25 protein-coding genes are annotated in these 25685 nt (G+C 67.8%); 14 read left to right on the forward strand and 11 right to left on the reverse strand.

Annotated elements, in window-relative coordinates:
* Nucleotides 1-32 precede the first annotated feature (32 nt).
* Entirely contained in the window at nucleotides 33-1028 is a 996-nt protein-coding gene (locus GQY20_RS14070; protein ID WP_157217737.1) for an inorganic phosphate transporter, read from the reverse strand.
* Between the two features lie 3 nt (nucleotides 1029-1031).
* Nucleotides 1032-2141 (reverse strand): DUF47 family protein, encoded by a 1110-nt coding sequence (locus tag GQY20_RS14075; protein WP_157217868.1) that lies wholly within the window; start codon nucleotides 2139-2141, stop codon nucleotides 1032-1034.
* Nucleotides 2142-2331: 190 nt separating this feature from the next.
* Here GQY20_RS14075 and GQY20_RS14080 point away from each other — a divergent pair, with 190 nt between their 5' ends.
* Nucleotides 2332-2517, forward strand: coding sequence for a hypothetical protein (locus tag GQY20_RS14080; protein WP_157217738.1), 186 nt, complete (start codon nucleotides 2332-2334; stop codon nucleotides 2515-2517).
* A gap of 79 nt (nucleotides 2518-2596) precedes the next feature.
* Here GQY20_RS14080 and GQY20_RS14085 read toward each other — a convergent pair whose 3' ends face one another.
* The 3 genes from GQY20_RS14085 to GQY20_RS14095 are packed head-to-tail and all read right to left on the reverse strand — an operon-like array spanning nucleotide 2597 to nucleotide 6068.
* Nucleotides 2597-3850: an N-succinylarginine dihydrolase gene (locus tag GQY20_RS14085; protein ID WP_157217739.1), complete on the reverse strand. Its 1254-nt coding sequence runs from the start codon at nucleotides 3848-3850 to the stop codon at nucleotides 2597-2599.
* A complete protein-coding gene (locus tag GQY20_RS14090; RefSeq protein ID WP_157217740.1) occupies nucleotides 3850-4860 on the reverse strand; it encodes an arginine N-succinyltransferase in 1011 nt (336 codons plus the stop codon). Before GQY20_RS14090 ends, GQY20_RS14085 begins: the two co-directional genes overlap by 1 nt.
* Complete coding sequence (locus GQY20_RS14095; protein ID WP_157217741.1) at nucleotides 4857-6068, reverse strand: hydrolase; 1212 nt, start codon at nucleotides 6066-6068, stop codon at nucleotides 4857-4859. The genes GQY20_RS14090 and GQY20_RS14095 overlap by 4 nt, the downstream gene beginning before the upstream one ends.
* A gap of 286 nt (nucleotides 6069-6354) precedes the next feature.
* On the opposite strand from GQY20_RS14095, the gene GQY20_RS14100 reads away from it, so the two are divergent.
* Nucleotides 6355-6888, forward strand: coding sequence for a hypothetical protein (locus tag GQY20_RS14100; RefSeq protein ID WP_157217742.1), 534 nt, complete (start codon nucleotides 6355-6357; stop codon nucleotides 6886-6888).
* Nucleotides 6885-7139, forward strand: a complete 255-nt coding sequence (locus GQY20_RS14105) for a hypothetical protein (RefSeq protein WP_157217743.1) — start codon at nucleotides 6885-6887, stop codon at nucleotides 7137-7139. Before GQY20_RS14100 ends, GQY20_RS14105 begins: the two co-directional genes overlap by 4 nt.
* Nucleotides 7140-7160: 21 nt before the next feature.
* Here the strand turns inward: GQY20_RS14105 and GQY20_RS14110 are convergent, their stop codons facing one another.
* The 4 genes from GQY20_RS14110 to GQY20_RS14125 form a co-directional block, all read right to left on the reverse strand.
* Nucleotides 7161-8519: a hypothetical protein gene (locus GQY20_RS14110; RefSeq protein WP_157217744.1), complete on the reverse strand. Its 1359-nt coding sequence runs from the start codon at nucleotides 8517-8519 to the stop codon at nucleotides 7161-7163.
* A 263-nt stretch (nucleotides 8520-8782) separates the two neighbouring features.
* On the reverse strand, nucleotides 8783-9388 hold the full coding sequence (locus GQY20_RS14115) for an Isoquinoline 1-oxidoreductase subunit (RefSeq protein WP_157217745.1): 606 nt from the start codon (nucleotides 9386-9388) through the stop codon (nucleotides 8783-8785).
* 1 nt (nucleotide 9389) lies between these two features.
* Nucleotides 9390-11546, reverse strand: a complete 2157-nt coding sequence (locus GQY20_RS14120) for a xanthine dehydrogenase family protein molybdopterin-binding subunit (RefSeq protein ID WP_157217746.1) — start codon at nucleotides 11544-11546, stop codon at nucleotides 9390-9392.
* A 3-nt stretch (nucleotides 11547-11549) separates the two neighbouring features.
* A complete protein-coding gene (locus GQY20_RS14125; RefSeq protein WP_157217747.1) occupies nucleotides 11550-12011 on the reverse strand; it encodes a (2Fe-2S)-binding protein in 462 nt (153 codons plus the stop codon).
* Between the two features lie 221 nt (nucleotides 12012-12232).
* On the opposite strand from GQY20_RS14125, the gene GQY20_RS14130 reads away from it, so the two are divergent.
* The 6 genes from GQY20_RS14130 to GQY20_RS14155 all read left to right on the forward strand — a co-directional run bounded on the left by GQY20_RS14130 (nucleotide 12233) and on the right by GQY20_RS14155 (nucleotide 17379).
* The gene (locus tag GQY20_RS14130; protein ID WP_157217748.1) at nucleotides 12233-12664 is read left to right on the forward strand and encodes a UrcA family protein; all 432 of its coding nucleotides are present in this window, start codon (nucleotides 12233-12235) and stop codon (nucleotides 12662-12664) included.
* Between the two features lie 229 nt (nucleotides 12665-12893).
* Nucleotides 12894-14264 (forward strand): DNA repair protein RadA, encoded by a 1371-nt coding sequence (gene radA / locus GQY20_RS14135; RefSeq protein WP_157217749.1) that lies wholly within the window; start codon nucleotides 12894-12896, stop codon nucleotides 14262-14264.
* An 11-nt stretch (nucleotides 14265-14275) separates the two neighbouring features.
* Nucleotides 14276-14824 (forward strand): CvpA family protein, encoded by a 549-nt coding sequence (locus GQY20_RS14140; protein ID WP_157217750.1) that lies wholly within the window; start codon nucleotides 14276-14278, stop codon nucleotides 14822-14824.
* Nucleotides 14821-15252 carry an iron-sulfur cluster assembly scaffold protein gene (locus GQY20_RS14145; RefSeq protein ID WP_157217751.1) on the forward strand — a complete coding sequence of 144 codons (432 nt, stop codon included), beginning with the start codon at nucleotides 14821-14823 and terminating at the stop codon, nucleotides 15250-15252. Before GQY20_RS14140 ends, GQY20_RS14145 begins: the two co-directional genes overlap by 4 nt.
* Complete coding sequence (locus GQY20_RS14150) at nucleotides 15249-17021, forward strand: cation:proton antiporter domain-containing protein (RefSeq protein ID WP_157217752.1); 1773 nt, start codon at nucleotides 15249-15251, stop codon at nucleotides 17019-17021. Before GQY20_RS14145 ends, GQY20_RS14150 begins: the two co-directional genes overlap by 4 nt.
* A gap of 10 nt (nucleotides 17022-17031) precedes the next feature.
* A complete protein-coding gene (locus GQY20_RS14155; RefSeq protein WP_157217753.1) occupies nucleotides 17032-17379 on the forward strand; it encodes a DUF423 domain-containing protein in 348 nt (115 codons plus the stop codon).
* Nucleotides 17380-17455: 76 nt separating this feature from the next.
* On the opposite strand, the gene aroB is transcribed toward GQY20_RS14155, so the two are convergent.
* Nucleotides 17456-18562 (reverse strand): 3-dehydroquinate synthase, encoded by a 1107-nt coding sequence (gene aroB, locus GQY20_RS14160; RefSeq protein ID WP_157217754.1) that lies wholly within the window; start codon nucleotides 18560-18562, stop codon nucleotides 17456-17458.
* Complete coding sequence (locus GQY20_RS14165; RefSeq protein ID WP_157217869.1) at nucleotides 18559-19104, reverse strand: shikimate kinase; 546 nt, start codon at nucleotides 19102-19104, stop codon at nucleotides 18559-18561. Before GQY20_RS14165 ends, aroB begins: the two co-directional genes overlap by 4 nt.
* A gap of 80 nt (nucleotides 19105-19184) precedes the next feature.
* On the opposite strand from GQY20_RS14165, the gene GQY20_RS32145 reads away from it, so the two are divergent.
* The 5 genes from GQY20_RS32145 (at nucleotide 19185) to GQY20_RS14185 (ending at nucleotide 25348) form a co-directional block, all read left to right on the forward strand.
* The gene (locus tag GQY20_RS32145) at nucleotides 19185-19322 is read left to right on the forward strand and encodes a hypothetical protein (RefSeq protein ID WP_198350954.1); all 138 of its coding nucleotides are present in this window, start codon (nucleotides 19185-19187) and stop codon (nucleotides 19320-19322) included.
* A gap of 64 nt (nucleotides 19323-19386) precedes the next feature.
* Entirely contained in the window at nucleotides 19387-21237 is a 1851-nt protein-coding gene (locus GQY20_RS14170) for a hypothetical protein (RefSeq protein WP_232476046.1), read from the forward strand.
* On the forward strand, nucleotides 21234-22142 hold the full coding sequence (locus tag GQY20_RS14175) for a tyrosine-type recombinase/integrase (protein WP_269769739.1): 909 nt from the start codon (nucleotides 21234-21236) through the stop codon (nucleotides 22140-22142). The genes GQY20_RS14170 and GQY20_RS14175 overlap by 4 nt, the downstream gene beginning before the upstream one ends.
* Nucleotides 22143-22154: 12 nt before the next feature.
* Complete coding sequence (locus GQY20_RS14180; protein ID WP_157217755.1) at nucleotides 22155-23096, forward strand: acetyl-CoA carboxylase carboxyltransferase subunit alpha; 942 nt, start codon at nucleotides 22155-22157, stop codon at nucleotides 23094-23096.
* Nucleotides 23097-23260: 164 nt separating this feature from the next.
* Entirely contained in the window at nucleotides 23261-25348 is a 2088-nt protein-coding gene (locus GQY20_RS14185) for a TonB-dependent receptor (protein ID WP_232476047.1), read from the forward strand.
* Nucleotides 25349-25685 lie beyond the last annotated feature (337 nt).

Here is a 25685-nt window from a genome sequence, read left to right on the forward strand (position 1 = left end):
CCTTGAGCCTTGCTCCCCCTGCCGGAAGAACCCTAACGCACCAGCCAGTAGAAGAAGGCGCCGAACAGCGCGGCCGCGGGCAAGGTGACCACCCAGGCGACGACGATGCTGCTCGCGACGTTCCAGCGCACCGCGGACATGCGGCGCGCGGCACCGACCCCGACGATCGAACCGGTGATGGTGTGCGTGGTCGACACCGGGACGCCGAGCCATGTCGCGCCAAACAGGGTCAGCGCGCCCGCGGTCTCGGCGCAGAAGCCCTGGGACGGCGTGAGGCGGGTGATCTTCGAACCCATGGTGTGGACGATCCGCCAGCCGCCGAACAGCGTGCCGAGTCCCATCGCCGTCTGACAGGAGAGCACCACCCAGATCGGCACGTGGAAACCTCCGCTCATATGGCCCTGCGAATAGAGCAGCACCGCGATGATGCCCATCGTCTTCTGCGCGTCGTTGCCGCCATGGCCGAGGGAATAGAGCGAGGCGGAAACCAGCTGGAGCTTGCGGAACACCCGGTCCGCGCCGAGCGGGGTGAATTTCAGGAAGGTCCATGAAACGATCAGGACGAGGACCAGCGCGAGGATCAGGCCGACCGTGGGAGAAAGCACGATCGCGGCGGCTGTCTTGCCCACGCCGCCCCATTCGATCGCCGAGACGCCCGCCTTGGTGATGCCGGCACCGAGCAGACCGCCGATCAAGGCGTGGCTGCTGCTCGATGGAATGCCGAGAATCCAGGTCGCGAGATTCCAGACGATAGCGCCCATCAGTGCGCCGAAGATCACCGAGGCATCGACGATGTGCACGTCGACGATGCCCTTGCCGACCGTCTCGGCGACATGCAGGCCGAAGAAGAGGAAGGCGATGAAGTTGAAGAAGGCCGCCCAGGCGACCGCATATTGCGGACGCAGCACCCGCGTCGAGACGACGGTGGCGATCGAGTTGGCGGCGTCGTGCAGGCCGTTCAGGAAGTCGAAGGCCAGGGCAACGCCGATCAGGCCGACGAGCAGCGGCAGGCTCAGAATCTCGTGCATGGGTCAGGCGTGATCGATGACGAGACCCTGGATCTCGTTCGCTACATCCTCGAACCGGTCGACCACCTTCTCCAGATCGCCATAGATTTCGCGTCCGACGATGAAGGCGAGAGGCTGCTGTTCCGCCTTGCCGTGGAACAGCGCCTTCAGCCCGGAATCGTGAATCTCGTCGGCGTGGCCCTCGATCTTCACCAGCCGTTCGGTGAGATCGTGCAGCCGTGCGCTGTTGTTGCCCAGCGCGCGCAGCAGCGGAATCGCCTCCGCGGTGATGCGCGCGGCCTCGACGATGATGCCGCTCATGTCGCGCATGCACTGGTCGAATTCGGTGACCTCGTACAGCTCGATCGCCTTGGCGGTGCTGTTCATCTGATCGATCGCATCGTCCATCACGCCGATCAGGCCGGTGATGGCGCTGCGGTCGAACGGCGTGATCAGGATGCGACGAACGTCCTGCAGCACCTCGCGGGTGATCGAATCGGCCTCATGCTCGGCATCCCGGATGGTGCGGCTGTGCCCCTCGACATCGTCGCCCTGCAGCAGCCGGGCGAGCGCGTCCGCACCCGTCACCAGCGTCGCGGCATGCGCCTCGAACAACTCGAAGAATCGGCCCTGCTGCGGCATCAGCCGCTGGAACCACTTCAGCATCGGTATCTTCTCGCCCCCTTTTTCCCGAGCCCAGGCGACCGCCCTTTGGGTCAGCCCCGTCTTCGTCGGCTCGCGAAAGGACCTGATGATCATCTTGAGCTCGGATTCCTGCACGGCGTTAGCCGCTTCGGGCAGACTAAACCAGCGTGTGTCGCGCTGGCCGTGCTCGGGCCATTGGTCGAACTGGGAGACCACGGCGAGCGGGAAGACGCGGACGTTCGCTTCCTCGACCTTCCCGTTCTTGCGCCGCTTGTCATAGCGATACTGACCGATCGGACTCGGACAGGGGATGCCGGAAATGCCCGCTTCCTCGAACGCCTCGCGCGCCGCCGCCTGATGGGCATCGAGCCCGCGAATGAGATTGCCCTTCGGAATCACCCAGCGCCGCGTTTCCCGGGACGTGATAAGCAGCACGCTTGCCGAGCCATCGTCTTCGATACGGTAAGGGAGGGCGGCAATCTGCTTTATCTTGGGGTTCCTTTCATCAGGTCGCCCCATATAGTGTTTACGCCGCGTTTTCCACCATATTACAGGTTAGTGACCCCCGGAACGCGATCCATCTGGACGCACGATCCGTCGCATTCCTCTCCAAAGCCAGCCTCCTTTGTGCCATAGGGGTTAGGCTGCGCGCGAAAATCAAAACCCGAAGGAGGATGCAATGGCGGATACGGAAGCCGAATATTGCATGCGCCGGGCCCGCGAAGAGGCCTGGCTGGCGCTGAAATCCGACAAACCCGAGGTCGCCGCGGCGCATCACGGCATGTCGGTTCAATATGCGACTCGCGCGCGTCATGCCCGGACCAGCAGCGAGCCGCTTCGGATGATCGCTACGCAGGGACGCTGAGGCCGACACCTGCATATACGATCCTGCGGCATTGACGATCTTTGCCGGTTGCCTTGTTACCGAGTCGCCGGCGAATGCTTCAAGCGAGCGCTGCGAGATCGAGTGCGGTCAGCAACTCTTCGCGGGCGGCTGCCGCCTGCTGCCAGAGGGACGGAGAGGCAAAGCCGGCGGGATCGATCGTTTCCGGCCAGTGCGCAGCAATGACGGCTTCCAGCCGGTCGAGCTTCGCATCGTCCACGAGAAAGCGCGGATCGATCGTTGCCGGATCGGCGACGACGCGCAGACGCAGGCAGGCCGGGCCGCCGCCGTTCGCCATCGATTCACGAACGTCCACCACCTCGAGCCGCCGGATGGGGCCGTTGCCCGCCACCATATCCTGCAGCCAGTTCCAGACCGCGGGGTTGGCGCGCGCCTCGCCGGGAAGGATCAGCGCCATTTCGCCGCCGGGAAGCGTGACGAGCTGCGCGTTGAACAGGTAGCTGGCGATCGCATCGGCGAGGCTGACCCGGCTGGCCGGCACCTCGACGATCTCGGCTTCGGGCATCAGCCGCCGCAGATCGGCGTAGAAGCCCTCCTTGTCCGCAAAGGCCAGTTCGTGCGCGAACAGCACGGGCCCGTTGGCGACGGCGACGACGTCGTTGTGGAAGGCGCCGGCCGCGATCGCCTGTTCGGATTGCTGGACGAAGAGGGTGCGTTGGGCATCCAGGCCGTGGAGCCGTGCGATCGCGCGGCTGGCCTCGACATGCTGGCGGGCGGGGAAAGGACCGCCCGGCACGCCATAGACGAATATCTCGACGCCGGGCGCATCGTGCGCCGTCGCCATGCGCATGTGATTGGCGGCGCCTTCGTCTCCGAAAGGCGGCGGCACGGGGCCGTTGACGGCGAATCGCGTGCGATCCGCGAAGGCGAGGCGCAGCTGCGCGAGCGTCTCGGGCCATTCGTGGCTGCGGTGCGGCATGGTGACGAGATTGGCGACGGTCAGGTGGCAGCGCTTGTCCGCCGTGTCGGGTGCGGGCGACACGGTGGCGGCATTGGCAGCCCACATCGGCGAAGCCGAGAGCGCATTGGCGAGGAGTGCGGGGGCGGCGTCCTCCGGCGTCGTCGCCAGTGCGGCAAGCCACGCCCTGTCGGGGCGGCGATGCGGCAGCAGCACGCCTTGGGCGAGGCCGAGCGCGATGTTGGCGCGCATCTTGGCGATGCCCTGCAGCGCCGCCGCGCGTGGACGCGACACGCTGCCGGCATTGCGCGTGGCGGCGAGGTTGCCGAGGCTGAGCCCGGCATAATTATGGGTCGGCCCGACGATCCCGTCGAAGTTGATCTCGATCAGAGGCATCAGCGTGGAATATAGCTCAGCCGGTCGTTCGGGAAGATGCCGAGCGTGCCGGCTCCCGCCGCATCGATGCGCAGCCCGTCGCGATCCTCGATCTTCGCATAGGCGCAGCGAAAATCCTTGAGCCGGCCGGTCGCGGCCAGCATCGTCTCGCCTTCTTCGAGGTCGGTCGCGTCGACGATGCCGTCGCGGGCTTCGCGGATGGTACGGATGGTGTCGGTGAGGGCCGCCATGGTCGGGCCGCCGTCGAAGATATCGACATAGCCTTCGTTGCGGAAACCTTCATTTTCCAGCATGCGCATCGCGGCGCGGCCGCTGGTGTGCGGCAGGCCGATCACCTGGCGGGCCGTCTCGGGCAGCATCGCGGTGTAGATGGGATGCTTGGGCATCAGATCGGCGATGAACTGGTTGCCATGGACGGCGTTGAACTCGTCCGCCTCGCGAAAGCCCATGCCGAAGAATTTGCCGGCCAGCCCGTCCCAGAAGGGCGAGCCGCCGCCCTCGTCGATCACGCCGCGCAACTCCGCGATCACCCGCTCGGCGAAGCGCTTGCGATGGGCGCGGATGAAGAGATAGCGGCTGCGCGCGAGCAGCAGGCCGAGGCCGCCGGCACGTTCCTGCGGATGAAGGAAGAGCCCGCCGACCTCGCTCGCGCCTTCATAATCGGTGGTGAGCGACAACATCTCGGCCCGGAAGGTGCGGCCGAGTTCCTTGCTCGTCTGGCTGAGCGTGCCGATGCGATAGCTGTAGAAGGGCCAATGCTGGCCGATCAGCGAGAAGATCTGCGCGGTTCCGGCAACCTTGCCGGTTTCGAGATTTTCGAGGATCAGCAGATAGAGATCGTCGCCCGTCGCGTCCTGTGGCTTGGAGAAGGCGGCTTCGGATCGTTCGAGCTTGGTCTTCAGCGACTTCTTGTCGGGCGGCAGATTGGTGAAGCCACCGCCGGTCAGCTTGGCCATGTCGTAAAGCGAGCCGAGATCGTCCGGGCGGGACGGGCGTACCACGAAGCTCATGCGATCCCCCGTTCGGCGAGGCGCATCAGGACGAGGGCGGAAAGCTGCGCGCGCTCGGTCAGGCTGTCCACGATCAGATATTCGTCGGAAGAGTGGATGGCGCCGCCCCGCACGCCCATCGTATCGACAACGGGCACCCCGCAGGCGGCGATGTTGTTGCCGTCGCACACGCCGCCGCTGGCCTTCCAGCCGATGGCGAGGCCCAGTTCCGTCCCGCACTCGCGCACCAGGCCGAACAGCCGCTCGGCCTCAGCGTCCATCGGCTTGGGCGGGCGGTTGAAGCCGCCATGGACATGGACGCGGACGTCGTGCCGTGCCGCGACGGCGGCGACCGCCTCGCCCAGCAGGGTGCGGGCGCGGAGTTCGTCCTCGGGCGTGCGCGGGCGCATGTTGACGCGCAGCACCGCCCGGTCGGGCACCATGTTGTTCGGACCGCCGCCATCGATCTTGGCAGGATTGACCGAGAGGCCGGGGCCAACCGCGTCGGCGAGGCGCAGCGCGAGATCCGCCGCGGCGAGGATGGCGTTGCGCCCGTCCTCCGGATTGCGGCCGGCATGGGCGCTGCGGCCCTCGATCGCGATCGAGAAATTGCCGCTGCCGGGCCGAGCACCGGCGAGCGTGCCGTCGGGCAGGGCCGCCGGCTCATAGGTGAAGGCTGCGCGCTTGCCGCGGGCGGCTTCGGCGATCAGCGCGGCGGATCCCAGCGATCCGACCTCCTCGTCGCTGTTGAGGATCACCTGATAACCGAGCCGGGGGGCGAGGGTGGAGCGTTCCAGCGCGGCGAGCGCGGCGAGCATCACCGCGATGCCCCCCTTCATGTCGGCGACGCCGGGGCCGTTCAGCGAGCCCGCATCGAGCCAGCGCAGCGCCTGGAAGGGGTGATCGACGGCGAAGACCGTGTCCATATGGCCAGTGAGAAGGATCTGGAAGGGCGCGTCGGGCCGTACCGTCACGCGCAGGTTGCGCCCATAAGCGAGGCTGCCGACGGTGCCGTCAGCCGCCACGCTTTCGGACGTGCCGGCGTCGACCAGTTCGACCTCCCCCGGCAGCACCGAGAAGGCGTCGGCGAGCAGCCCGGCGACGGTCGCGAGACCGGCGAGATTGCGCGAGCCGCTGTTGATCGCAGCCCATGTCTGGATCTGCGAAAGCATCGGCGCGGCCGCAGCGGTGTCGAGCACGGCGGAAAGGGAGCGGGCAAGCGTTGCCATCGCTTCATCTAATCGTTCCAGGTCCGGAAAGTAACCCCCGCGGATGAAATGCCCCGCATCAGCGGCAGATCGAGACACCATCCGGGGGCGATTCGACTTCGTCTCGCCGGTGCAACCACTTGGCCTTTTGGCAGGGCAGGTGGGATTTCCCGGGCGGGTGATTGGGGATTAGCTATGCGGATTGGCGGATCGATGGCGTGCCGCCATGGCGTATGGGAGCTGAAAGCCTGTGGCCGAAGGAGCGACAGCGGCCCTTCCTTATGGAGCGGGAGACGGCGGCAGACCGGTGGGCAGCGACGAGCTCGTCCAGGGGCTGATGCTGGTCAGGGCCAGCACGATGAAGGTGATCCGCCTGCAACTGGCGATGGAGCGCCGCGACCGGCGGCTCGCCTTGCAAACCATGGACGACCTGGTCGACCTGGACGGACGGATCCGGGACTTTCTGCAGGATATTCCGGTGTCGCCGACCGTCATCACCCGCATGCAGCGCGAGATGGAGGAACAGCGCATCTGCCTGGCGCGCGAGAAGTTCACCCTGACCGCCGGGGTCGGCAAGGCATCCGCCGCGGTGCCGGGCTGGATCGAACCGCCGCCGGCCGCCGGCGCCGGCCTGCCCGAAAGCACGGACGAGATTTACGCGGAGCCGGCCGCCGTCGAGCGGGCAGGCGATGACGCGGAAACCGGAAGACCATGGCCGGTCCTGTTGCTGGCGCTGCTGTTCCTGGTGACGGCGCTCGTCTGCGCGGGCATGCTGATCGGCACCGGCGCCTGGAACGAGCTGATCGCGCGGCTGACCGCGCTGACTGGAACCGCCTTATGAACGCTCATCCCGACGCATTGCATCGCGTCGAGGTGATCGAAGCCCTGGAGGCCATCCCGTCGCTGGACGCGCATGGTGAACTTGCGCGCCTGATCCTTGCCGAGACCGCGCTGCTGGTCGAGAAATATCGTTACGTCCGCCGGCACGACATTCCCCACATCGCCGAGCTCATCGGCCTGTACGACGTGCTCTGGCAGGAGGTGGAGATGGTGAAGGCCGGACGGCCGAAAGGACTGCTGAACGACCGCTGAGCCTTTCGGCCGTTGCGCGGTTCAGCTTTCGTCATCGTCAAATTCATGCTCCTCGTCCCAGAGCCACTCTGGCGGCTCGGGCTCGTCGCGGCCGGGCGGGGCGCAGCCATGGGTGCGCCAGTGGCGGCGGTGGAGATCATAGTCGGCGACGCGCTCGCGGGTCTCGGCGATGAGGGCAGCGGCCTCGTCCGGATCGAGATCGGGGCGGGCGTTCAGCGACCAGCGGTGGTCGGGACAGCGGGAGAGCCAGAAGAGGATGGCCGCGAGCGAAGGCGGCTGCTCGACGCGGGTCCGGGTGCGGATGATGTCACCGTCGTCGTTCCGCAGGAGTTTCTCACGGACATGGCTGTAGCCGGTGGCGCGGGCGAAGAGGGCGGCTTCGACGGCATCGTCTGCGACGTCTTTGGGAAGGCGCGTTGCCTGTCCGAAGGCGGCGTGGCGGAGCGTCCACTGGCGGATGGTGGTGGTGGTGACGCCGAAGGCGCGGGCGAGATCGCGGTCGAGCGCGCCTTGTCCGGCGAGGGCGCGGGCCAAGGGCACGAAGGCGGGGTCGTAGCGTGATGCGGGTGCGGGCGGATCGGCGTCGATGGGTTCGACGAGGGGTGCGGTGATCGGATCCGGCAGAGGGGGGTGTATGCGATGAGGGAGGGTATCGCTTGCCGTCGGTTCGGCCATTTCATCCTCCCCCGCAGGGGGAGGGGGACCAGCCGCAGGCTGGTGGAGGGGCTCACCTCCACTGCGGGCGCGTCGCCTGTCATACGCGGGAACCCCTCCACCGTGCTCCGCACGGTCCCCCTCCCCCTGCGGGGGAGGATGATCGGCGAGAAACTGGAGGGGATCGGTATCGTCGGCAGTCGCGGGAGCGAGCGCGTCTATGCGGGCGAGCGTGTCGGCGTCGCCTTCCATCTCCGGCTCGCCGTCGATCGCGGCGCACCAGGCCTCATAGGCGACATGCTCGATCTCGCGCAGCGTCTCTTCGGTAGGCGTGAGATCGTCGGGTCCGGCCCTTCGGATCACCATCGGCGCGGCCCAGCGCTCGGGGCGGCGGATGCGCAGCCAGAAGGCGGCGGCCTTGTCGTTGGGCGGGACATGTTCGGTGACGGTGGTGCGGATCAGTTCGCCGTCCCTCAGGGTGACTTGCTCGATCTCGCGGTCATGGCCGGTGGCCAGCCGGAACAGCGCGCGTTCGACGGCGGCGTCGGCCGCTTCGGGAGACAGGCGGCAGGCGGCGGCGAATTCGGGATGCTGCTGCTTCCATGCACGGATGGTCGTGAAGGACACGCCGAAGGCGGTGGCGAGATCCTTGTCGAGCGCGCCGCGCTCGGCAAGCGTGCGGGCGGCGGGGATCAGGGCGGGGCTGTAGGCGGCGATCTGGCTCATGCCGCGAGGCTGGCATGGCCGGCGGGATTGCCGCGAGGAGATGCGATCCGTTGCGATCCAGCTCGTAGATGCGCAAATGCCTGAACATATTTCGGAGAGCGATCATGAGCGACAAGCCCCACCCCCACTCTGAAGGGGAGGGGTGAGCGCGAGCGATCGAAAACTGATCGAGGCGGATGCTTCCGGTCGAGCGGGGCATGCCCTCGCCCTCCCGGCGCTTCGATCTGGCCCGCCCTCTCCCCGTCGGGAAGAGGGAAGCTCAGTCAGGCTGGGCAATTCGCTCCGCTGTCCGCCCATGCCTTGATCAGCGCGCCGAACTCGGCCTGGGTGCCGGGGGCGGGGGTGCGTTTGCCGCCTGGGTGCCAGCCCCAGCCGACCAATTCGTCCTCGGCCATGTGATGGACCAGCTCGGCCATGCTGCGGCCGCCGTTGCGGGCCGGATCCTTGATCTGGCGGCAGATGTCGCCGAGCGACTTGCCCTGCCAGGCCATCTCGGGCGGCGCCAGCGCCCATTTCGGATTGCCGGGCACGCCGGCGGGATCGAAATTGGCATTGTGATGGCAGGTGATGCAGCGCAGGCCCGCGGCGCCGATGCCGCCGTCGCCGCGCACGACCAGCGGCTCGTGCGGGCGCATCGCGTCGGTCTGGGTCGGCCGTTCGGTCGCCGGATGGCAATTCAGGCAACGGGGATGCTGGATGACCTTGCCCGCCTCGGTGAACAAAGCCACCGACCGCGCCTTGGGATCCTTGATCGTGGCGAAGGCCGAGACGGGCTGGAGCGTCGTCGGCAGCGCCTTGTTCGTCGCGTTGAGCGCGACGGAGGTGAGCGCGGCGATCGCGCAGGTGAGGAGGATGACGAGGCTGCGCATCTCAGACCCTCCGCACGATCGGCAGTCGGCTCGGCCGTTCCCGCCCGAGATGGGCGAGCGCGTTGGCGATGGCGGGCGCCGTGGGCGGCACGCCGGGTTCGCCGACGCCGGTCGGCTTCTCGCTGGACGGTACGATCACCACCTCCACCTCCGGCATCTCGTTGATGCGCAGCGAACGATATTCGTCGAAATTGCCGATGGCGGCGCCGCCATCGACGATCGGCACCTCGGCATAGAGGGCGTGGCCGACGGCATAGCCGATTCCGCCCTCCATCTGGGCGCGTACGATGTCGGGGTTCACGGTCTGGCCGCAATCGACCGCGCACCAGATCTTGTGGACGCGCGGCTCTTCATTGTCTCCGATCGAGACCTCGGCGATCTGCGCGACGAAGCTGCCGAAACTCTCGCACACCGCCACGCCGCGGGCACGGCCGTTACCGGCGGCCGAGCCCTTCCAGCCGGCGAGATCGGCCACGGCCTTCAGCACGGCGGCTGCGCGCGGCTTTTCGGCCATCAGCGCGAGGCGGCCCTGCACCGGATCCTGGCCGGCCTCCTGCAACAGCCGGTCGAGGAAGCATTCCACCGCATAGCCGGTATGGGTGTGGCCCACCGAACGCCACCACAGGGTAGTGATCGGGCTGTCGGCATAATGGAATTCGCAGCGGAAATCGCCGATCGCATAAAGCAGCTCGTCGGCGCCCTCGGTCACGATCGGGTCGACGCCGTCATGCATCATCGATTCGAAGGGCGATCCTTTCATGAAGGACTGGCCGACCACCCGGTTGCGCCAGGCGGCGATCTTGCCGCCCGCCACCACGCCCTGGAACTTGTGGTAGAAGAGCGGGCGATAATAGCCGCCCTTGATGTCGTCCTCGCGCGTCCAGACCAGCTTGACCGGCTTGTTCGGGCCGATCGCCTTGGCGACCTCGGCCAACTCGACCGCGAAATGGGCGGTGGTCTGCGCACGGCGACCGAAGCTGCCGCCGGCCAGCATCGTCTCGATGAACACCTTCTCCATCGGCAGGCCGAACACCTTGCCGATCGCGCCCTGGTCCGCGGTCTGGAGCTGGCTGCCGAAGCGCGCCTTCGCGGTCTGGCCGTCCCACAGCATATAGCCGTCGAGCGGCTCCATCGGCGCATGGGCGAGATAGGGAAGGAGGAATTCCGCCTCGATCAGCTTGCCCTGCGGCAGCGGTTTTTCGGGCGCATCCTTGTTGGTGCCGACCGCCCGCCCGGGCTTGGCCGCGAGAGCGCGATAATCGGCGAACATCTGGTCGCTGCTGCGGGTTTCGGCGGCGCTGTTGTCCCACACCGTCTTCAGCGCGTTACGGCCTTTGATCGCCGCCCACATATTCTCGGCATAGACCGCAAAGCCGCTGCCGATCTGCTTCACCGCGACGACGCCCTTCACCTTCAGCGCATCGGTGGCGTCGAAGGAGGCGGGCTTGGCGCCGAAGCGGGGCGGGTGGGCGACCACGACGGTGAGCATGCCCGGCTCGTGGATGTCGATCGTGAAGATCGCCTTGCCGGTGGACTTGGCCGCGCTGTCGAGCCGCGCGACCGACTTGTCCTTGCCGATCAGGGTGAAGGCGGCGGGATCCTTGAGCTTCACATCGGCCGGCTCGGGCAGCTTCGATGCGGCATCGGCGAACTGGCCGAAGCGGCCCTGGCGCTTCGAGGCGGCATGGCTGATCACGCCTTTCTCGACGCGGATCTCGGCCGGCTTCACCTTCCATGCATTCGCCGCGGCCTGGACGAGCATGGCGCGCGCCTTGGCGCCGACGATGCGCATCTGGTCATAGCTTTCGGCGGTGGCGGAGGAGCCGCCGGTCGCCTGGATGCCCATCAGCGTGTTGGCGTAGAGCGCGACATTGGCCGGCGCATGCTCGGCGCGCATCTGCGCCCAGTCCGCGTCCAGCTCCTCGGCGATGATCGTCGCGGCGGCGGTCCAGGGGCCCTGACCGAACTCGATATGCTTGACCAGCACGGTCACGCTGTCGTCCGCGCCGATGCGCAGGAAGGCGTTCGGCGCGGTAACCATCGGCCGCGCGGCGCCTTGCGCGCGCACGCCCTTCAGCGGCAGCAGGAAACCCAGAACGAGCGCGCCCGCGCCCTGCAGCGCGGTGCGGCGGGAGAGAGTGATGTCCTCGGCGCCCATGGCTCAGCCCCCCAGCTTTTCGGACGCGGCGTGGATCGCGGCGCGGATGCGGACATAGGTGGCGCAGCGGCAGATATTGCCGTTCATCGCCAGATCGATGTCGCGGTCATTGGGCTTCGGCACCTCGCGAAGCAGCGCGACCGCGCTCATCACCTGGCCCGACTGGCAATAGCCGCATTGCGGCACGTCGTGCGCCACCCAGGCATCCTGCACCGCCTTCGCCTCAGGCCCCTCGACCGCCTCGATCGTCGTGATCTCCGACGTGCCGACGGCCGAGATCGGCAGGGTGCAGGAGCGCAGCGGCTGGCCGTCCATATGAACGGTGCAGGCGCCGCAGCGCGCAATGCCGCAGCCGAACTTGGTGCCGGTCAGGTGAAGCCAGTCCCGCAGCACCCAGAGCAGCGGCGTATCTTCGTCGGCATCCACGCTGTGGTCGGTGCCGTTGACCTTGATCTGATATGCCATGGTGGCCTCGTTGCCCCTGTTTAGGTTTCATTTTCGGACCTTTACGGGGGTGAAAGCAATATGCATCGGTAAATACAGCGCTTATCGAAGCACCGCGGCACATACCGGCAGTGAAAAACGGGCGTCTTCGGAACCCGTCGGCGGCCATCGGTGTTTTCGCGTCATCGGTCCTATCGGTGCTCGGGGCCAGATATCGCCGAGTGTTTCGAAAGGATGCAGTCATGAGAAAGTCCCGTTTTATCCGGGGGGCGGGTTGTTTGGTGGTGGGGGCGGCCTTCCTGAGCATTGCGGCGCCGAGCCTGGCGCAGAGCGAAGAGGACATCGTCGTCACCGGCCGCTACGGCCGCGTGCCCGACAGCGTGCAGAGCCTCTCGCAAAATGTGAGCTATGCCGATCTCGACCTTTCCACGCGCGCTGGCCGGGACGAACTGCGCCATCGCGTCAGCCTGACGGCGCGCTATCTGTGCGACAAGCTCGGCGAGAGCGATTCGGCGACGCCGCCGGCACCATCCTGCCGCGACGCGGCCTATAAGGACGCGATGGACCGGATCGGCACGATGGAAGCGAGCTTCGCGCCCCGTGGTTCGACCTGGGTCGCAGGGCCGGCCTGGCAGGCGCCCTATAGCAGCGATTGGGCGCAGCGTTATCCCTGAGCGGACCGATACCGCACCCGCGCTTCCCTAGCGCCAGCTCGGCTACGGCATTGCCCTGTCGCTTTGGCGGCCTTTTCCGCGTCACTCCGGCTTCCATGGGGTGACGGACAAGGGCAGGCTCCAGATCAGGTGAATGCCGTAGCCGACCGGGGACGGGCGTAGCGAGCGGCCTTTCCTTTTGTCGTTCCCGCTTCTATGTTCTCCATTCGTTCGAGCATGGGGAGCACGCATGGCCAAGCCGCAGAAACGCTATGTCTGTCAGGCATGCGGATCGGTGGCGACGAAGTGGATGGGGCAGTGCGCCGACTGCGCCGAATGGAATACGATGATCGAGGAGGCCGGCGCGGTCGTCACGCCCTTCGCGCTCAAGCATGACCTGCGCAGCGGCGGACGCCCGGTAGCGCTCGTCGGGCTGGATGCAGAGATCGCGCTGCCGCCGCGCATGGCGACGGGCATAGCGGAGTTCGATCGCGCGCTGGGCGGCGGACTCGTCACCGGATCCGCGACGCTGATCGGCGGCGATCCCGGCATCGGCAAATCGACGCTGCTTTTGCAGGCGGCGGCCAAACTCGCCCTTGCAGGGCACAGCGTCGCCTATGTCTCGGGCGAGGAGGCGGCCGACCAGGTGCGGCTGCGCGCGCAGCGGCTGGGCCTCGGCGCGGCGCCGGTGATGCTCGCGGCGGCGACGTCGGTGCGGGACATATTGGCGACGTTCAGCGGCAGGGCGCCGCCGGCGCTGCTCGTGATCGATTCGATCCAGACGATGCATTCGGACATGATCGAAGGGGCGCCCGGCACGGTAAGCCAGGTGCGTGCCTCCGCCCAGGAGCTGATCCGCTTCGCCAAGGAGTCCGGCACCGCGCTGATCCTCGTCGGGCACGTCACCAAGGACGGCAGCATCGCGGGACCGCGCGTGCTGGAGCATATGGTGGATACGGTGCTCTCCTTCGAAGGCGAGCGCAGCCACCAGTATCGCCTGCTTCGGGCGATCAAGAACCGGTTCGGCGGAACCGACGAGATCGGCGTCTTCGCCATGGTCGAGCGCGGGCTGGAGGGGATCGCCAATCCCAGCTCGCTGTTCCTCACCCATCGCGAGGAGGAAGTGAGCGGCGCGATGGTCTTTCCCGCGCTGGAGGGGACGCGGCCCGTGCTGGTCGAGATCCAGGCGCTGGTCGTCCGCCTCGCCAGCGGGGCGACGCCGCGGCGCGCGGTGGTCGGCTGGGATTCGGGACGGCTGGCGATGATCCTGGCGGTGCTGGAGGCGCGCTGCGGGCTCAGCTTCTCCACTGCCGAGGTCTATCTCAACATCGCCGGCGGCTATCGCATCTCCGATCCGGGCGCGGACCTCGCCGTGGCGGTGGCGCTGGTTTCGGCGCTGTCCGAACGGCCGGTGCCGGCCGACGTTGTGGCGTTCGGCGAAGTGGCGCTGTCGGGCGAGGTACGTCCGGTCGCGCATGCGCCGCTCAGGCTGCGCGAGGCGGGCAAGCTCGGCTTTTCCAAGGCGATCGTGCCGGCTTCGGTGAATGGCGAGGGCGGCGTTACGACAAATGGCTACCGCACGCTCGGCGCGCTCGTTGATTATCTGCTGGGCCGGCATTAGCTGGGCAGGCCATGCCGCCGCTCACCACCCTCGACATCATCGTTTTCGTGCTGGTCGGCGGCGGCGCGGCGCTTGGCCTCATGCGTGGCTTCGTCAGCGAGGTGCTGTCGCTGATCGTATGGATCGTGATCGTCCTCGTGCTCAAGATCGCGCACGCGCCCCTCACCGGCGTGCTGACCGGTCCGGTGAACACGGGCACCGGCGCGTCCGTGCTCGCCTTCGTGATCATCGTCGTGATGATGTACGTGGCCGGGCGCATGGCGGCGAACGCGATCGGCGACAGCGTGCGGCAGTCGGTGCTCGGCCCGATCGATCGCGTGCTGGGCTTCGGCTTCGGCGCGCTGAAGGGCCTGCTGATCGCGGCATTGCTTTATCTGCTCGCCAATCTCGGCGTCGACCTGGTCTATGGATCGAATGCGAAGCGGCCCGACTGGATGCGCGCTTCGCGTACCTATGCGCTGCTCAACGCGAGCAGCCGCGCGATCGTCGATTTCGTCGAGGCGCGGCGGCATCATGATCCGCTCCCGCGGGCGGACAAGGAAAGGGAGGCCGGCCGGTGAGCGCACCGCTCTACAACAGCGCGATTCTGCGTCTGGCAGCGAGCATCCCGCACGCCGTGCGCCTGCCCGATGCGCAGGCCTCGGTCGAGAGGCGCTCGCCGATCTGCGGCAGCCGGGTGACCGTGGACGTGCGTTTGGACGAGGCGGGGCGGATCGCCGGGCTGGGCCAGGAGGTGCGCGCCTGCGCGCTCGGCCAGGCCTCGGCCTCGCTGATGGGCGCCCATGCGATCGGGCGCAGCGCCGGCGAGCTGGCGGCGGCCCGCGACGCGCTGACCGATTTCCTCGCCGGGGCCCGCGACGACCCGGGCGACTGGCCGGGCCTCGAGATATTCGGCCCGGCGCGGGACTATAGCGCGCGCCATGCCTCGATCCGGCTGGCCTTCGAGGCGGTGGCCGAGGCGGCCGAGCGGGCGGGGAAGGGGGCGTGAGCGCGGCCGGCGCCGGCCTGACCCTGCTCTATGAAGGCGTGATTCCGCTCGGCGCCGCGCTCGGCTCGGCGCTCATCTTCCGGCGGCTCGGGCTCGGCGCCGTACTCGCCTATATCGTTGCCGGCGCGGTGATCGGGCCGCAGGTGCTGGGGCTGACGGGCGACGCGGAGAGCAAGCTCGGCATCGCCGATTTCGGCATCGTGCTGCTGCTTTTCCTGGTCGGGCTGGAGCTGCATCCGAGCCGGCTGTGGCGGCTGCGACGCGACATATTCGGGCTCGGTACGGCGCAGGTCGTGCTGTGCGGCGCGGCGCTCGCGACGATGATCTATTTCGGCACGCCCTTCACGCTCGCCGCGTCGATCGCGCTCGGCCTGCCGCTCGCGCTGTCGTCGACTGCGCAGGTGCTGCCGATGCTGCGCTCGGCCGGTCGGCTGCACACGCCGTTCGGGGAGCGCTCCTTCTCGATCCTCCTGTTCCAGGATCTCTCGATCGTGCCGCTGATCACGATCGTCGCCGCCCTGTCGCGCGCGCCGGCCGATCCCACCGTGCCGCCGGGCTGGTTGCTGGCGATCTACACCGTCGTCGCGATCGCCGGGCTGGTGGCGGCCGGACGCTATGTCCTCAACCCGTTGTTCCGGCTGATCGGGCGGCTGGGCGAGCGCGAGATGTTCGTCGCGGCGGGCCTCTTCACCGTGCTCGCCAGCGCCGCGGTGATGCAGATGCTCCATCTCTCGCCCGCGCTCGGCGCGTTCATCGCCGGCGTGATGCTGGCGGATTCGCCCTATCGGCACGAGCTGGAGGCGGACGTCGAGCCGTTCCGCACGATCCTGCTCGGCATGTTCTTCCTCGCCGTCGGCATGATGCTCGATCTCCATGCGATCGCCGCGCGGCCCGCCTTCGTCATCGGCCTTGCGCTCAGCGTCGTCGCGGTGAAGGCGCTGATCATCAGCGGGCTGGCGCTGATCGCACGGATGAGCTGGCGGCAGGCGCTCGGCCTCGGCCTGCTGCTCAGCCAGGGCGGCGAATTCGGCTTCGTGCTGTTCGCGCAGGCCGAGCGGGCGATGCTGATCAGCACGGAGGCGGCGAGCCTGCTGGGCGCGGTCGTCACCCTCTCGATGGCGACGACGCCGTTCCTGATGAACCTCTCCCGGCGCCTGCGCCAGGAGCCCCCGGAGGAGCGCGACGATCTGGATGAGCCGCAGGCCGGCGAAGGCGGCAGCGCGATCGTGGTCGGCTATGGCCGCTTCGGCCAGACGGTGGTCCAGATGCTGCTGGCGCGTGACCTGCCGGTGACGATCATCGATTCCGAACCCGAGCAGATCGACGTTTCCGGCCGCTTCGGCGTCAAAGTCTATTATGGCGACGGGCTGCGCCTCGATCTGCTGCGCCAGGCCGGCGCGGACGAGGCGCGGGCGATTCTGTTCTGCGTCGACGGAGACCGGGTCGATGCCGACCTGCTTCGGCCGATCGCCGAGGCCTTTCCGCAGGCGGCGCTGTTCGTGCGCAGCTTCGACCGGCGTCAGCTCATCCGTCTGGAAGGCGTCGAGATCACCGGCGCGGTCCGCGAGCTGTTCGAATCCGCGATCGTGATGGGGCGCCAGGCGCTGATCGCGATGGGGATCAGCGAGGAAGAGGTCGCGACGATCGAGGAGGAATATCGGCGGGCCGACAATGATCGGCTGTGCGCGCAGATCAAGTCCGGCGACCTTTTCGCCTTGCGTCACACCATGCTGAAGCCGGGCTGGTCGCATCGAAAGGACAATGCGTGAGAGGCGGAGCATGAGGGGCGGGGACCGGATCATCGGCGCGCTGGCCGCCTTCTCCGGCGCGATCGCGGTGGCGGCCGGCGCATTCGCGGCGCATGGCGCGAGCGGGCGCGCGGCCGAACTGCTGCGCACCGGCGCGCATTATCAGCTGGTCCACGCCGTGGCGGCGATCGCGGTGCTGGCGCTGGCCGGTAGTCGCGCGGTCGCCTGGCTGTTCGTGGCGGGCGGCGCGCTGTTCGCAGGCACGCTCTACGCGATGGCGTTCGGCGCGCCGAACTGGTTCGGCGCGATCACGCCGATCGGGGGCGCGGGGTTGATCGCCGGCTGGGCGTGGCTGGGGGTGGGGCTGCTGCGGCGGTGAGCATCGCTGCGGATTCGGGCTGGAATTGAAGCCGGGAGCTCTCCCGAACAGAAACAGGAGGATCAGTCCGGCCCGCTCAGCGACCGCGTTCGGCGTCGAGGAAGGCGGCCACGTTCGAGAGCGACACGTCCTTTGCGAGGAAGGTCTGGCCGATGCCGCGCGCGAGCAGGAAAGGCAGCTTGCCGCCCTCCATCTTCTTGTCATGCGCCATGTGGGCGACGAGCGTCGCCCCATCGGCATCGATGCCCGCGGCGGCGAGCCCGTTCGGCAGGCCGGCGGCGGCGATGTGGGCGCTCACGCGGGCGGCATCCTCCGCCGGGCAGAGGCCTTGCGCGGCGGAATAGCGGAAGGCCAGCGCCATGCCGGCGGCCACCGCCTCGCCATGCAGCAGCCGATCGGAGAAGCCGGTTTCGGCCTCCAGCGCGTGGCCGAAGGTGTGGCCGAGATTGAGCAGCGCGCGGCGGCCGCTCGTCTCGCGCTCGTCCTCGCCGACGATGCGCGCCTTGGCCGAGACGCTGACGCCGATCGCGGTGCGCCGCGCCTCGGCATCGCCGGCGAACAGCGCCGCGGCGTGGGTTTCGCACCAGCCGAAGAAATCGGCATCGTCGATCAGCCCATATTTCACCACCTCGGCATAGCCGGCGCGCACCTCGCGCATCGGCAGCGTATCCAGCGTGGAGGGATCGATCAGCACATGGACCGGCTGGTGAAAGGCGCCGATCAGATTCTTGCCGGCGCGCGAGTTGATCGCGGTCTTGCCGCCGACGGACGAATCGACCTGTGCGAGCAGGGTGGTCGGCACCTGGAGAAAGTCGCAGCCGCGCTTCAGGATCGACGCGGCGAAACCGACGAGATCGCCGATCACGCCACCGCCGAGCGCCACGACGGTGTCGCTGCGTTCGACCTCCAGCGCCAGCAGGCGATCGGTGAGCTCTTCCAGCATCGCCCAGCTCTTGGTCGATTCGCCGGCCGGGAGGACGATCGTCTCGATCGCGATGCCGGCCGCGGCGAGCGCGGCGGCGAGGCGAGGCAACTGGGTCGGCTCGACATGCGCGTCGGTGACGATCACGAAGCGGCCGCGCTTCGCCCAGGGGGCGAGCAGGGCTCCGGCACGATCGAGCGCGCCTTCCTCGATCGCGATGTCGTAGCTGCGTTCGCCCAGCGGCACCGTGATCCTGCTCATGCCGCCTCCTCCAGCGCCTTGATGATGGCATCCACCGTCGCGTCGTGCGGCAGCGGCTGGCTGCTGACCCGGACGGGCGCCAGCGCGTAGACGGGATTGCGCACCCTGGCCAGTTCGGCGAGCACGGCGCGCGGATCCTTGTCCTTCAGCAGCGGCCGGCCCTCGCGCCGGCGCACCCGATCGGCCAGCACGTCGAGATCCGCGTCGAGCCACACGGCGGTCGCCCGTTCGAGGATCAGCGCGCGTGTCTCCTCCTGCATGAAGGCGCCGCCGCCGGTGGCGATCACCTTCGGCACGCCGTCGATCAGCCGCCCGATCACCCGCCGCTCGCCATCGCGGAAATGGGCTTCGCCGAAGCGCTCGAATATCTCGGTGATCGTCATTCCAGCCGCCGCCTCGATCTCATGATCGGCATCCACGAACGGCATGTGCAGGCGGGTCGCGAGGCGGCGGCCGATCGTGGATTTGCCGGCGCCCATCAGCCCGATCAGCACGATCGTCTGGTTTTGCAGGCGTGGAAGGGGGGAAAGGCTATGCGGCATGGCGGCGGGGCTATACACACAGCCGCCGCATCGGGCAAAAGCCCGCTCGCAGATGCCAAGGGAAGACCCAAGGGAAAACGATGTCGCGTACCAGCCTGATCCTGATCGTCCTTGCCGTGCTGATCGTGCTCGGCCTGGTCCTGCTCGCCAACACGAACACGGAAGTGCCGCAGACACGTGTCGAAAAAGCCGTCTCGAATGAAGTCCTGGCGCACTAGCGGTCTGACCGGAACGGGTGCTTCGCATCCGTTTCGGAAAATCGGACCACTCATCCATGGTTTAGTGGATCGGACCTCCGATAAAAGCGGACGCTTTTCTCGGATACGATCCACCAGAGCTTTCGGCGCGGCGCTCGTCGCCAGTGCCGCGGCGCTGGCCATCGGAATACCCGCCCAGGGGCAGGACCGCCCCGAATCGCTGCTGCCGCCCGGATTTGGCGACGCGCCGGCGTCTGCACCCGCGCCCTCCACGCCGCCGCCGAGCAGCACGCCGATCGACAATGGCGCGCCCGTCATCGCGCTGCAGCCGCCTCCGCCGGACATAGCCGACAACGCGACGGAGGCGTTCGGCAACGATGCGTTGGGCAACAGCGCCGTCCAGCAGGTCTACGAGCTTCCCGACTATGCGCGCCGCTCGCTCGCGCAGGTGGGCGCGATGGACGTCTCGAACGGCGGCTTCGGCGCGGACGCCTATGGCAACAGCAGCGGCGCGCTGATCGACGGGCTGATGCGGCGGCTGGATGCGCCGATCGCGTCGCGCTGGCTGTCGATCCAGCTGCGCCGAGCCTTGCTCTCCAACGTGCCGGCACCGCGCGGCGTGGCCCCCGCGGACTGGGTGGCCGAGCGCGCCTGGCTGCTGCTGCGCATGGGCGAGGCGGATGCCGCGCGCCTGCTGGTGCAGGGCGTCGACGTCGATCGCTATTCGCCGAAGATGTATGCGGTCGCGGTGCAGAGCGCGCTGGCGACGTCCGATCCGGCCGGCTTCTGCCCGATCGCGGACGCGGTCGAATCGATCGACGGCCAGCCGGCCTGGCCGCTGGCGCGCGCGATCTGCGCGGGGCTCTCGGGCGAGGCGGCGACTTCCTCGGCGATCATCGATCGCACCCGGCTCAACAACAGCCGCGACATCGACATGCTGCTCGCCCAGAAGGTGGCGGGCGCGGGATCGAACGGCCGCCGCGCGATCAACATCGAGTGGGATTCGGTCGATGCGCTGACCCCCTGGCGCTTCGGCCTTGCCAATGCCGTCGCCGTGCAGGTGCCGGATCGGCTCTACGCGACCGTCGGGCCGGAATATCAGGCCTGGCTGGCCCGCACGCCCATGGTGCCGCCCGAGCAGCGCATGAACGCCGCGCGCATCGCGGCGGCGCTGGGCGTCTTCTCCAACGCGTCGCTCGTCGATCTCTACAGCCAGGTTGCCGACAAGACCGATCCCTATGCGATCGACCAGTCGCCCGCGGGCTATCTGCGCGCCGCCTATGTGGCCGACGATCAAGGCGGGCGCATGTCGGCGATGCGTACGCTGTGGAAGGATCCGAAGAGTCCGCGCGACCTTTACGGCAGCATGATACTGACCGCGCGCGCCGCGGCCCGGATCGCGCCTTCGGAGGATCGGGCGGGCGATGCCGCGGCGCTGATCGCCTCGATGATGTCGGCCGGGCTGGACCTGCCGGCGGCACGCTGGGCGGCACTGGTCGCGCGCATGGACGAAGCCAAGGCGGACCCGGCGTGGTCGCTGCTCGCGGTCGGCGCGCCGGGCCGGGTGGTGGACACCGGCTATGCGCGCATCGCAGCCTATGCCAAGCGCGCCGGTGATGACGGAGCGCTGCGTTCGCGCATGCTCTTCGCCGCGCTGGCGGGGCTCGGCCGGATTTCCGGGCCGGACGCGGAGCGGCTGGCGCAGGAGCTCGGCGTGCCGGTGGGCCAGCAGAACAGCTGGACGCGGCTGCTCGACAAGGCGGTCGCGCAGCGCCAGCCGGGCACGGTCGTGCTGCTGGCCGCGATCGGCATGCAGACCACCGATTGGCGCGGCGTGCCGCCGGCCTTCCTGTTCCACATCATCTCGGCGCTGCGCCAGACGGGGCAGGGCGCGGTGGCGCGGATGATCGCGGCCGAGGCGGTGACCCGGCTGTGATCGCGGCGGGCGACGATGCTCGGCTGATCGATCGCTTCCTGGAAATGCTGGCGGCCGAGGCGGGCGCGGCGCGCAACACGCTGATGGCCTACCGGTCCGATTTGCGCGGCGCGTCGGAGCAGCTGGATGGCGGACTGGTCTCCGCGACGCCCGAGGCGCTGTCGACGCTGGGCGAGGCATGGGCCGACCTCGCCCGCACGACCGTAGCGCGCAAGTCGGCGGCGTTGCGCCGTTTCTTCGCCTTCCTGGCGGACGAGGGGCATCGAGCGGACGATCCGGGTCATGTGCTGCCCAAGCCATCGGCGGCGCGCAGCCTGCCCAAGACTCTCGACCATGGCCAGGTGGACAGCCTGTTCGCGGAGATGGAGCGACGCCGCGCACTAGATCCGGAACGGCCCGAAACGCTGCGCCTCACGGCCTTTCTCGAGTTGCTCTACGGTTCCGGCCTGCGTGCGACGGAGCTGGTTTCGCTGCCCCGCAACGCGATCCGCGGCGATGCGCCCTTTCTCATATTGCGCGGCAAGGGCGGCCGCGAACGGCTGGTGCCGATTTCCGACCGGGCGCGGGCGGCGGTCGCCGCATGGGCGCGCACCCTGCCGCCCTCGGGCGCCTATCTCTTCCCGTCGGGCAAGGGCCATATTTCGCGCATCCGCCTCTACCAGCTGCTCAGCGCGCTCGGTGCCGATGCGGGGATCCCGCCCGGGAAATTGAGCCCGCATGTGCTGCGCCACGCCTTCGCCACCCATTTGCTGGAGGGCGGCGCGGACCTGCGCGCGCTGCAGATGCTGCTCGGCCATGCCGACATCGCGACGACCCAGATCTATACCCATGTCGACTCGCGCCGGCTGGTTGAGCTGGTCAACGCACGCCATCCGCTCGTTGACGCGGGGCGGAGCCGGCCTTAGTCCCGCGCGACGATGGTCAGTCTCCTCGATTTCGAAAAGCCGCTCGCCGAGCTCCAGTCGCGCATCGCCGAACTGCGCGAGACGGCCGACAATGGCTCGATCGACATCGCCTCGGAAGTCGCAAAGCTGCAGGCGAAGTCGGACAAGCTGTTGCGCGAGACCTATGCCAAGCTGACGCCCTGGCAGAAGACGCAGGTCGCCCGCCATCCGGAGCGGCCGCACTTCAAACATTATGTCGCCCAGATGATCGAGGAATTCGTGCCGCTGGCGGGCGACCGCGCCTTTGCGGACGATCTTGCGATCATCGGCGGCCTCGGCCGGCTGGGCGGCCGGCGGGTGATGGTGATCGGCCATGAGAAGGGCGACGACACCGCGAGCCGCCTTAAGCATAATTTCGGCATGGCCAAGCCCGAAGGCTATCGCAAGGCGATCCGCCTGATGAAGCTGGCCGATCGCTTCGGCCTGCCGGTGGTGACGCTGGTCGACACCAGCGGCGCTTTCCCGGGCATTCAGGCCGAGGAGCGCGGCCAGGCCGAGGCGATCGCGCGTTCGACCGAAGCCTGCCTGGAGCTCGGCGTACCACTGGTCGCAGCGGTGGTTGGCGAGGGCGGTTCGGGCGGCGCGGTGGCGCTGGCGGCGGCCAATCGCGTGCTGATGTTCGAACATGCTGTCTATTCTGTCATCTCGCCCGAAGGTTGCGCTTCGATCCTGTGGCGTACATCCGAAAAGGCTGCCGACGCCGCCGAGGCGATGAAGGTGACCGCGGCGGATCTCCAGAAGCTGGGCGTGGTCGATCGAATCGTCGAGGAACCGCTGGGCGGAGCCCATCGTGCGCCGACCGCGGCGATCGACAGCCTGGCCAAGGCGCTGGGCGAGGAGATTGATTCTTTCTCCGGCCAGACCCCCGACCAGATCCGCGCAAGCCGCCGGGACAAATATCTCGCCATCGGTTGAGCGTGAATTCGGGTTCACCATGCCGCATCTGCGAAATCTCCTCTTGACATGATATAATATAACAATCACGACGCCCGGAAACCGAGTCCAAATCCTTGTCGATCGCGACGTGCGAACCTTCGGGCGAATTCGTCCGATTTCCCGTCGCCTTGGGGAGTTTCCGAATGTCATTTGCGCGTCGCCTGTCCGTCCTGTTGCTCGCCGGGGTGGCTTCAGCGCCCCAGATGGCATTTGCGGAGGAGGCTCCCGACCAGGGAAATGCTGCGTCGCGTCATAACGATACGCCTCAAGACATAGTGGTGACGGCGCTATCGCGCGGGCGCTCGGACGTGTTGTCCGGCGTGTCTGTGCTCAGCGCTGAAAATCTTGCCGAGGCAAAACGCGCGACGATCGGCGATACGCTTGCGCACACGCCGGGCGTCAGCTCCTCGTCTTTCGGCCCCTCCGCGGCGAGGCCGGTGCTGCGCGGCCTGCAGGGCGATCGGGTGCGGCTGCTGACCGATGGCATCGGCGCGTTCGATGCGTCCGGCACCAGCGTCGATCATGCCGTGGCGATCAATACGCTGACTGCCGAGCGGATCGAGGTGGTGCGCGGGCCTTCGGCGCTGCTCTACGGATCGGGCGCGATCGGCGGCGTCGTCAACGTGATCGACTCGCGTATCCCGACCCATGTGCCGAACGAGCCCGTGCATGCGGAGGTCGACGCCAATTATGGCAGCGCCGCCAAGGAACGGAATATCGCCGGGACGATCGACGTGCCGCTCGGCGGCGGCTTCGTGGCCCATGCCGACGGGAGCTGGTTGAAGACCGACGATCTCGAGACCGGCGGTTATATTCTTTCCAAGGCGCTGCGTGCGGAGGCGGCGGCCTCGCCCGACGCCGGCATCCGCGCGCTGGCCGATCTCAAGGGCAAGCTGCCCAACACCGCCTCCAAGACATGGAATGTCGCCGGTGGCCTCGCTTATATCGGATCAGGGGGCAATATCGGCTTCTCGGTCTCGCACCTCGACAATTTCTATGGCGTGCCGATCCGCTATTCGCTGGATCCCAACGCCGAGGCGGAGGCGCCGCGCATCTCGATGCGGCAGACCCGATTGGACCTGCGGGCGCAGGTGAATACCGGCGGCGGCTTCCTCGACAAGATAACGCTGCGGGCAGGTTATGGCGATTATCGCCATGACGAGCTGGAGCAGGACGGCTCGATCGGCACCAGCTTCTACAACAAGGGCATGGAAGGCCGGCTGGAGTTCGTGCAGTCGCATCATGGCGCATGGAGCGGCGCCTTTGGCGTGCAAGCGGTCAACCGCGATTTCCGCGTCGTCGGCGACGAGAAGTTCCTGCCGCCCTCGCATACCGAGCAGGAAGGCTTCTTCACCGTCCAGCAGTTCGATTTCGGCAAGGTGAAGGCCGAGGCAGGCGCGCGCTACGAGCTGACCAACGCGCAGGCGACCGCGGATCCGGTGATCGGCAATCCCAATCTCAGCCGCACCTTCAATTCCTTCTCCGCATCCGCGGGAGCGAGCGTCGGGCTGGTCGGTACGTGGCGGGTGGGCGTGAACCTCACCCATACCGAGCGCGCGCCGACGGTCGAGGAGCTGTTCGCCAACGGTCCGCACGGAGGCACCGAAGCGTTTGAAATCGGGCTGCCCAATGCGAAGCTGGAGAAGAGCAATGGCGCCGAGCTGACGCTGCGTGGCCAGGGCAGCCGCTACAGCCTTGATGTTTCTCTCTATTATAACCGCTTCAGCAACTTCCTCTATCAGCTGCCGACCGGCGCGATCGAGGAGGATCTGCCCGTCTATGCGATGGCCCAGAACAAGGCGACGCTTTACGGCTTCGAGGCGCAGGGCACGCTGACCCTGGCGGAGCTGACCAATGCAAAGATCGTCGCGGACGCGATGGCGGACTATACCCGCGCGACGGTGCGCGACTATGGCCCAGCACCGCTGATCCCGCCGCTGCGCGTGCTCGGCGGCATCGAATATCAGTCCGATCCGATCGATGGGCGGATCGAGGTGGAGCATGTGTGGGATCAGCACCGCACCGCGCCGCTGGAGACCAGCACGCCGGGCTATACGATGGTCAACGCCTCGATCGCCTGGCGGCCGATGGGCAAGGACGGTGCCGTCACGTTGCGCCTGATGGGCAACAACCTGCTGGACGTCGATGCGCGGCGTCATGCCTCGCTGCTCAAGGATTATGCGCCGCTGGCCGGGCGGGACATAAGGGTAGGGGCGACGTTCCGGATTTAAGGCGCGGCGGGCGCCAATCTCGATCGAAGCCGGAGTGCCGCGCGCTCCGTTCGCCCTGAGCGAAGTCGAGGGGCCAAGCCGAGCGGAGCCGGGCGGCGACCGCGCAGTTCTCGGCTACGCTCGAACGAGTCCCTCGACTTCGCTCGGGACGAACGGGGTGGGGTCGATAGCCTGCGTCGGCCGCTCCAGCCTTTTGTTTGAACGCGATTTTCCGAGTCAGCAGATGATTCCTTCTGCTTGGAAAGCGCTCTAAACTTGGCCTGTTGCGGACTGCAAAATCTCTTTCTGTTGCCCGCCTATGCCCGAATCCCTATCTCTCGCCCCGATACGGATTCAC

The organism is Flavisphingomonas formosensis (genome assembly GCF_009755815.1).
Lineage (GTDB): Bacteria > Pseudomonadota > Alphaproteobacteria > Sphingomonadales > Sphingomonadaceae > Flavisphingomonas > Flavisphingomonas formosensis.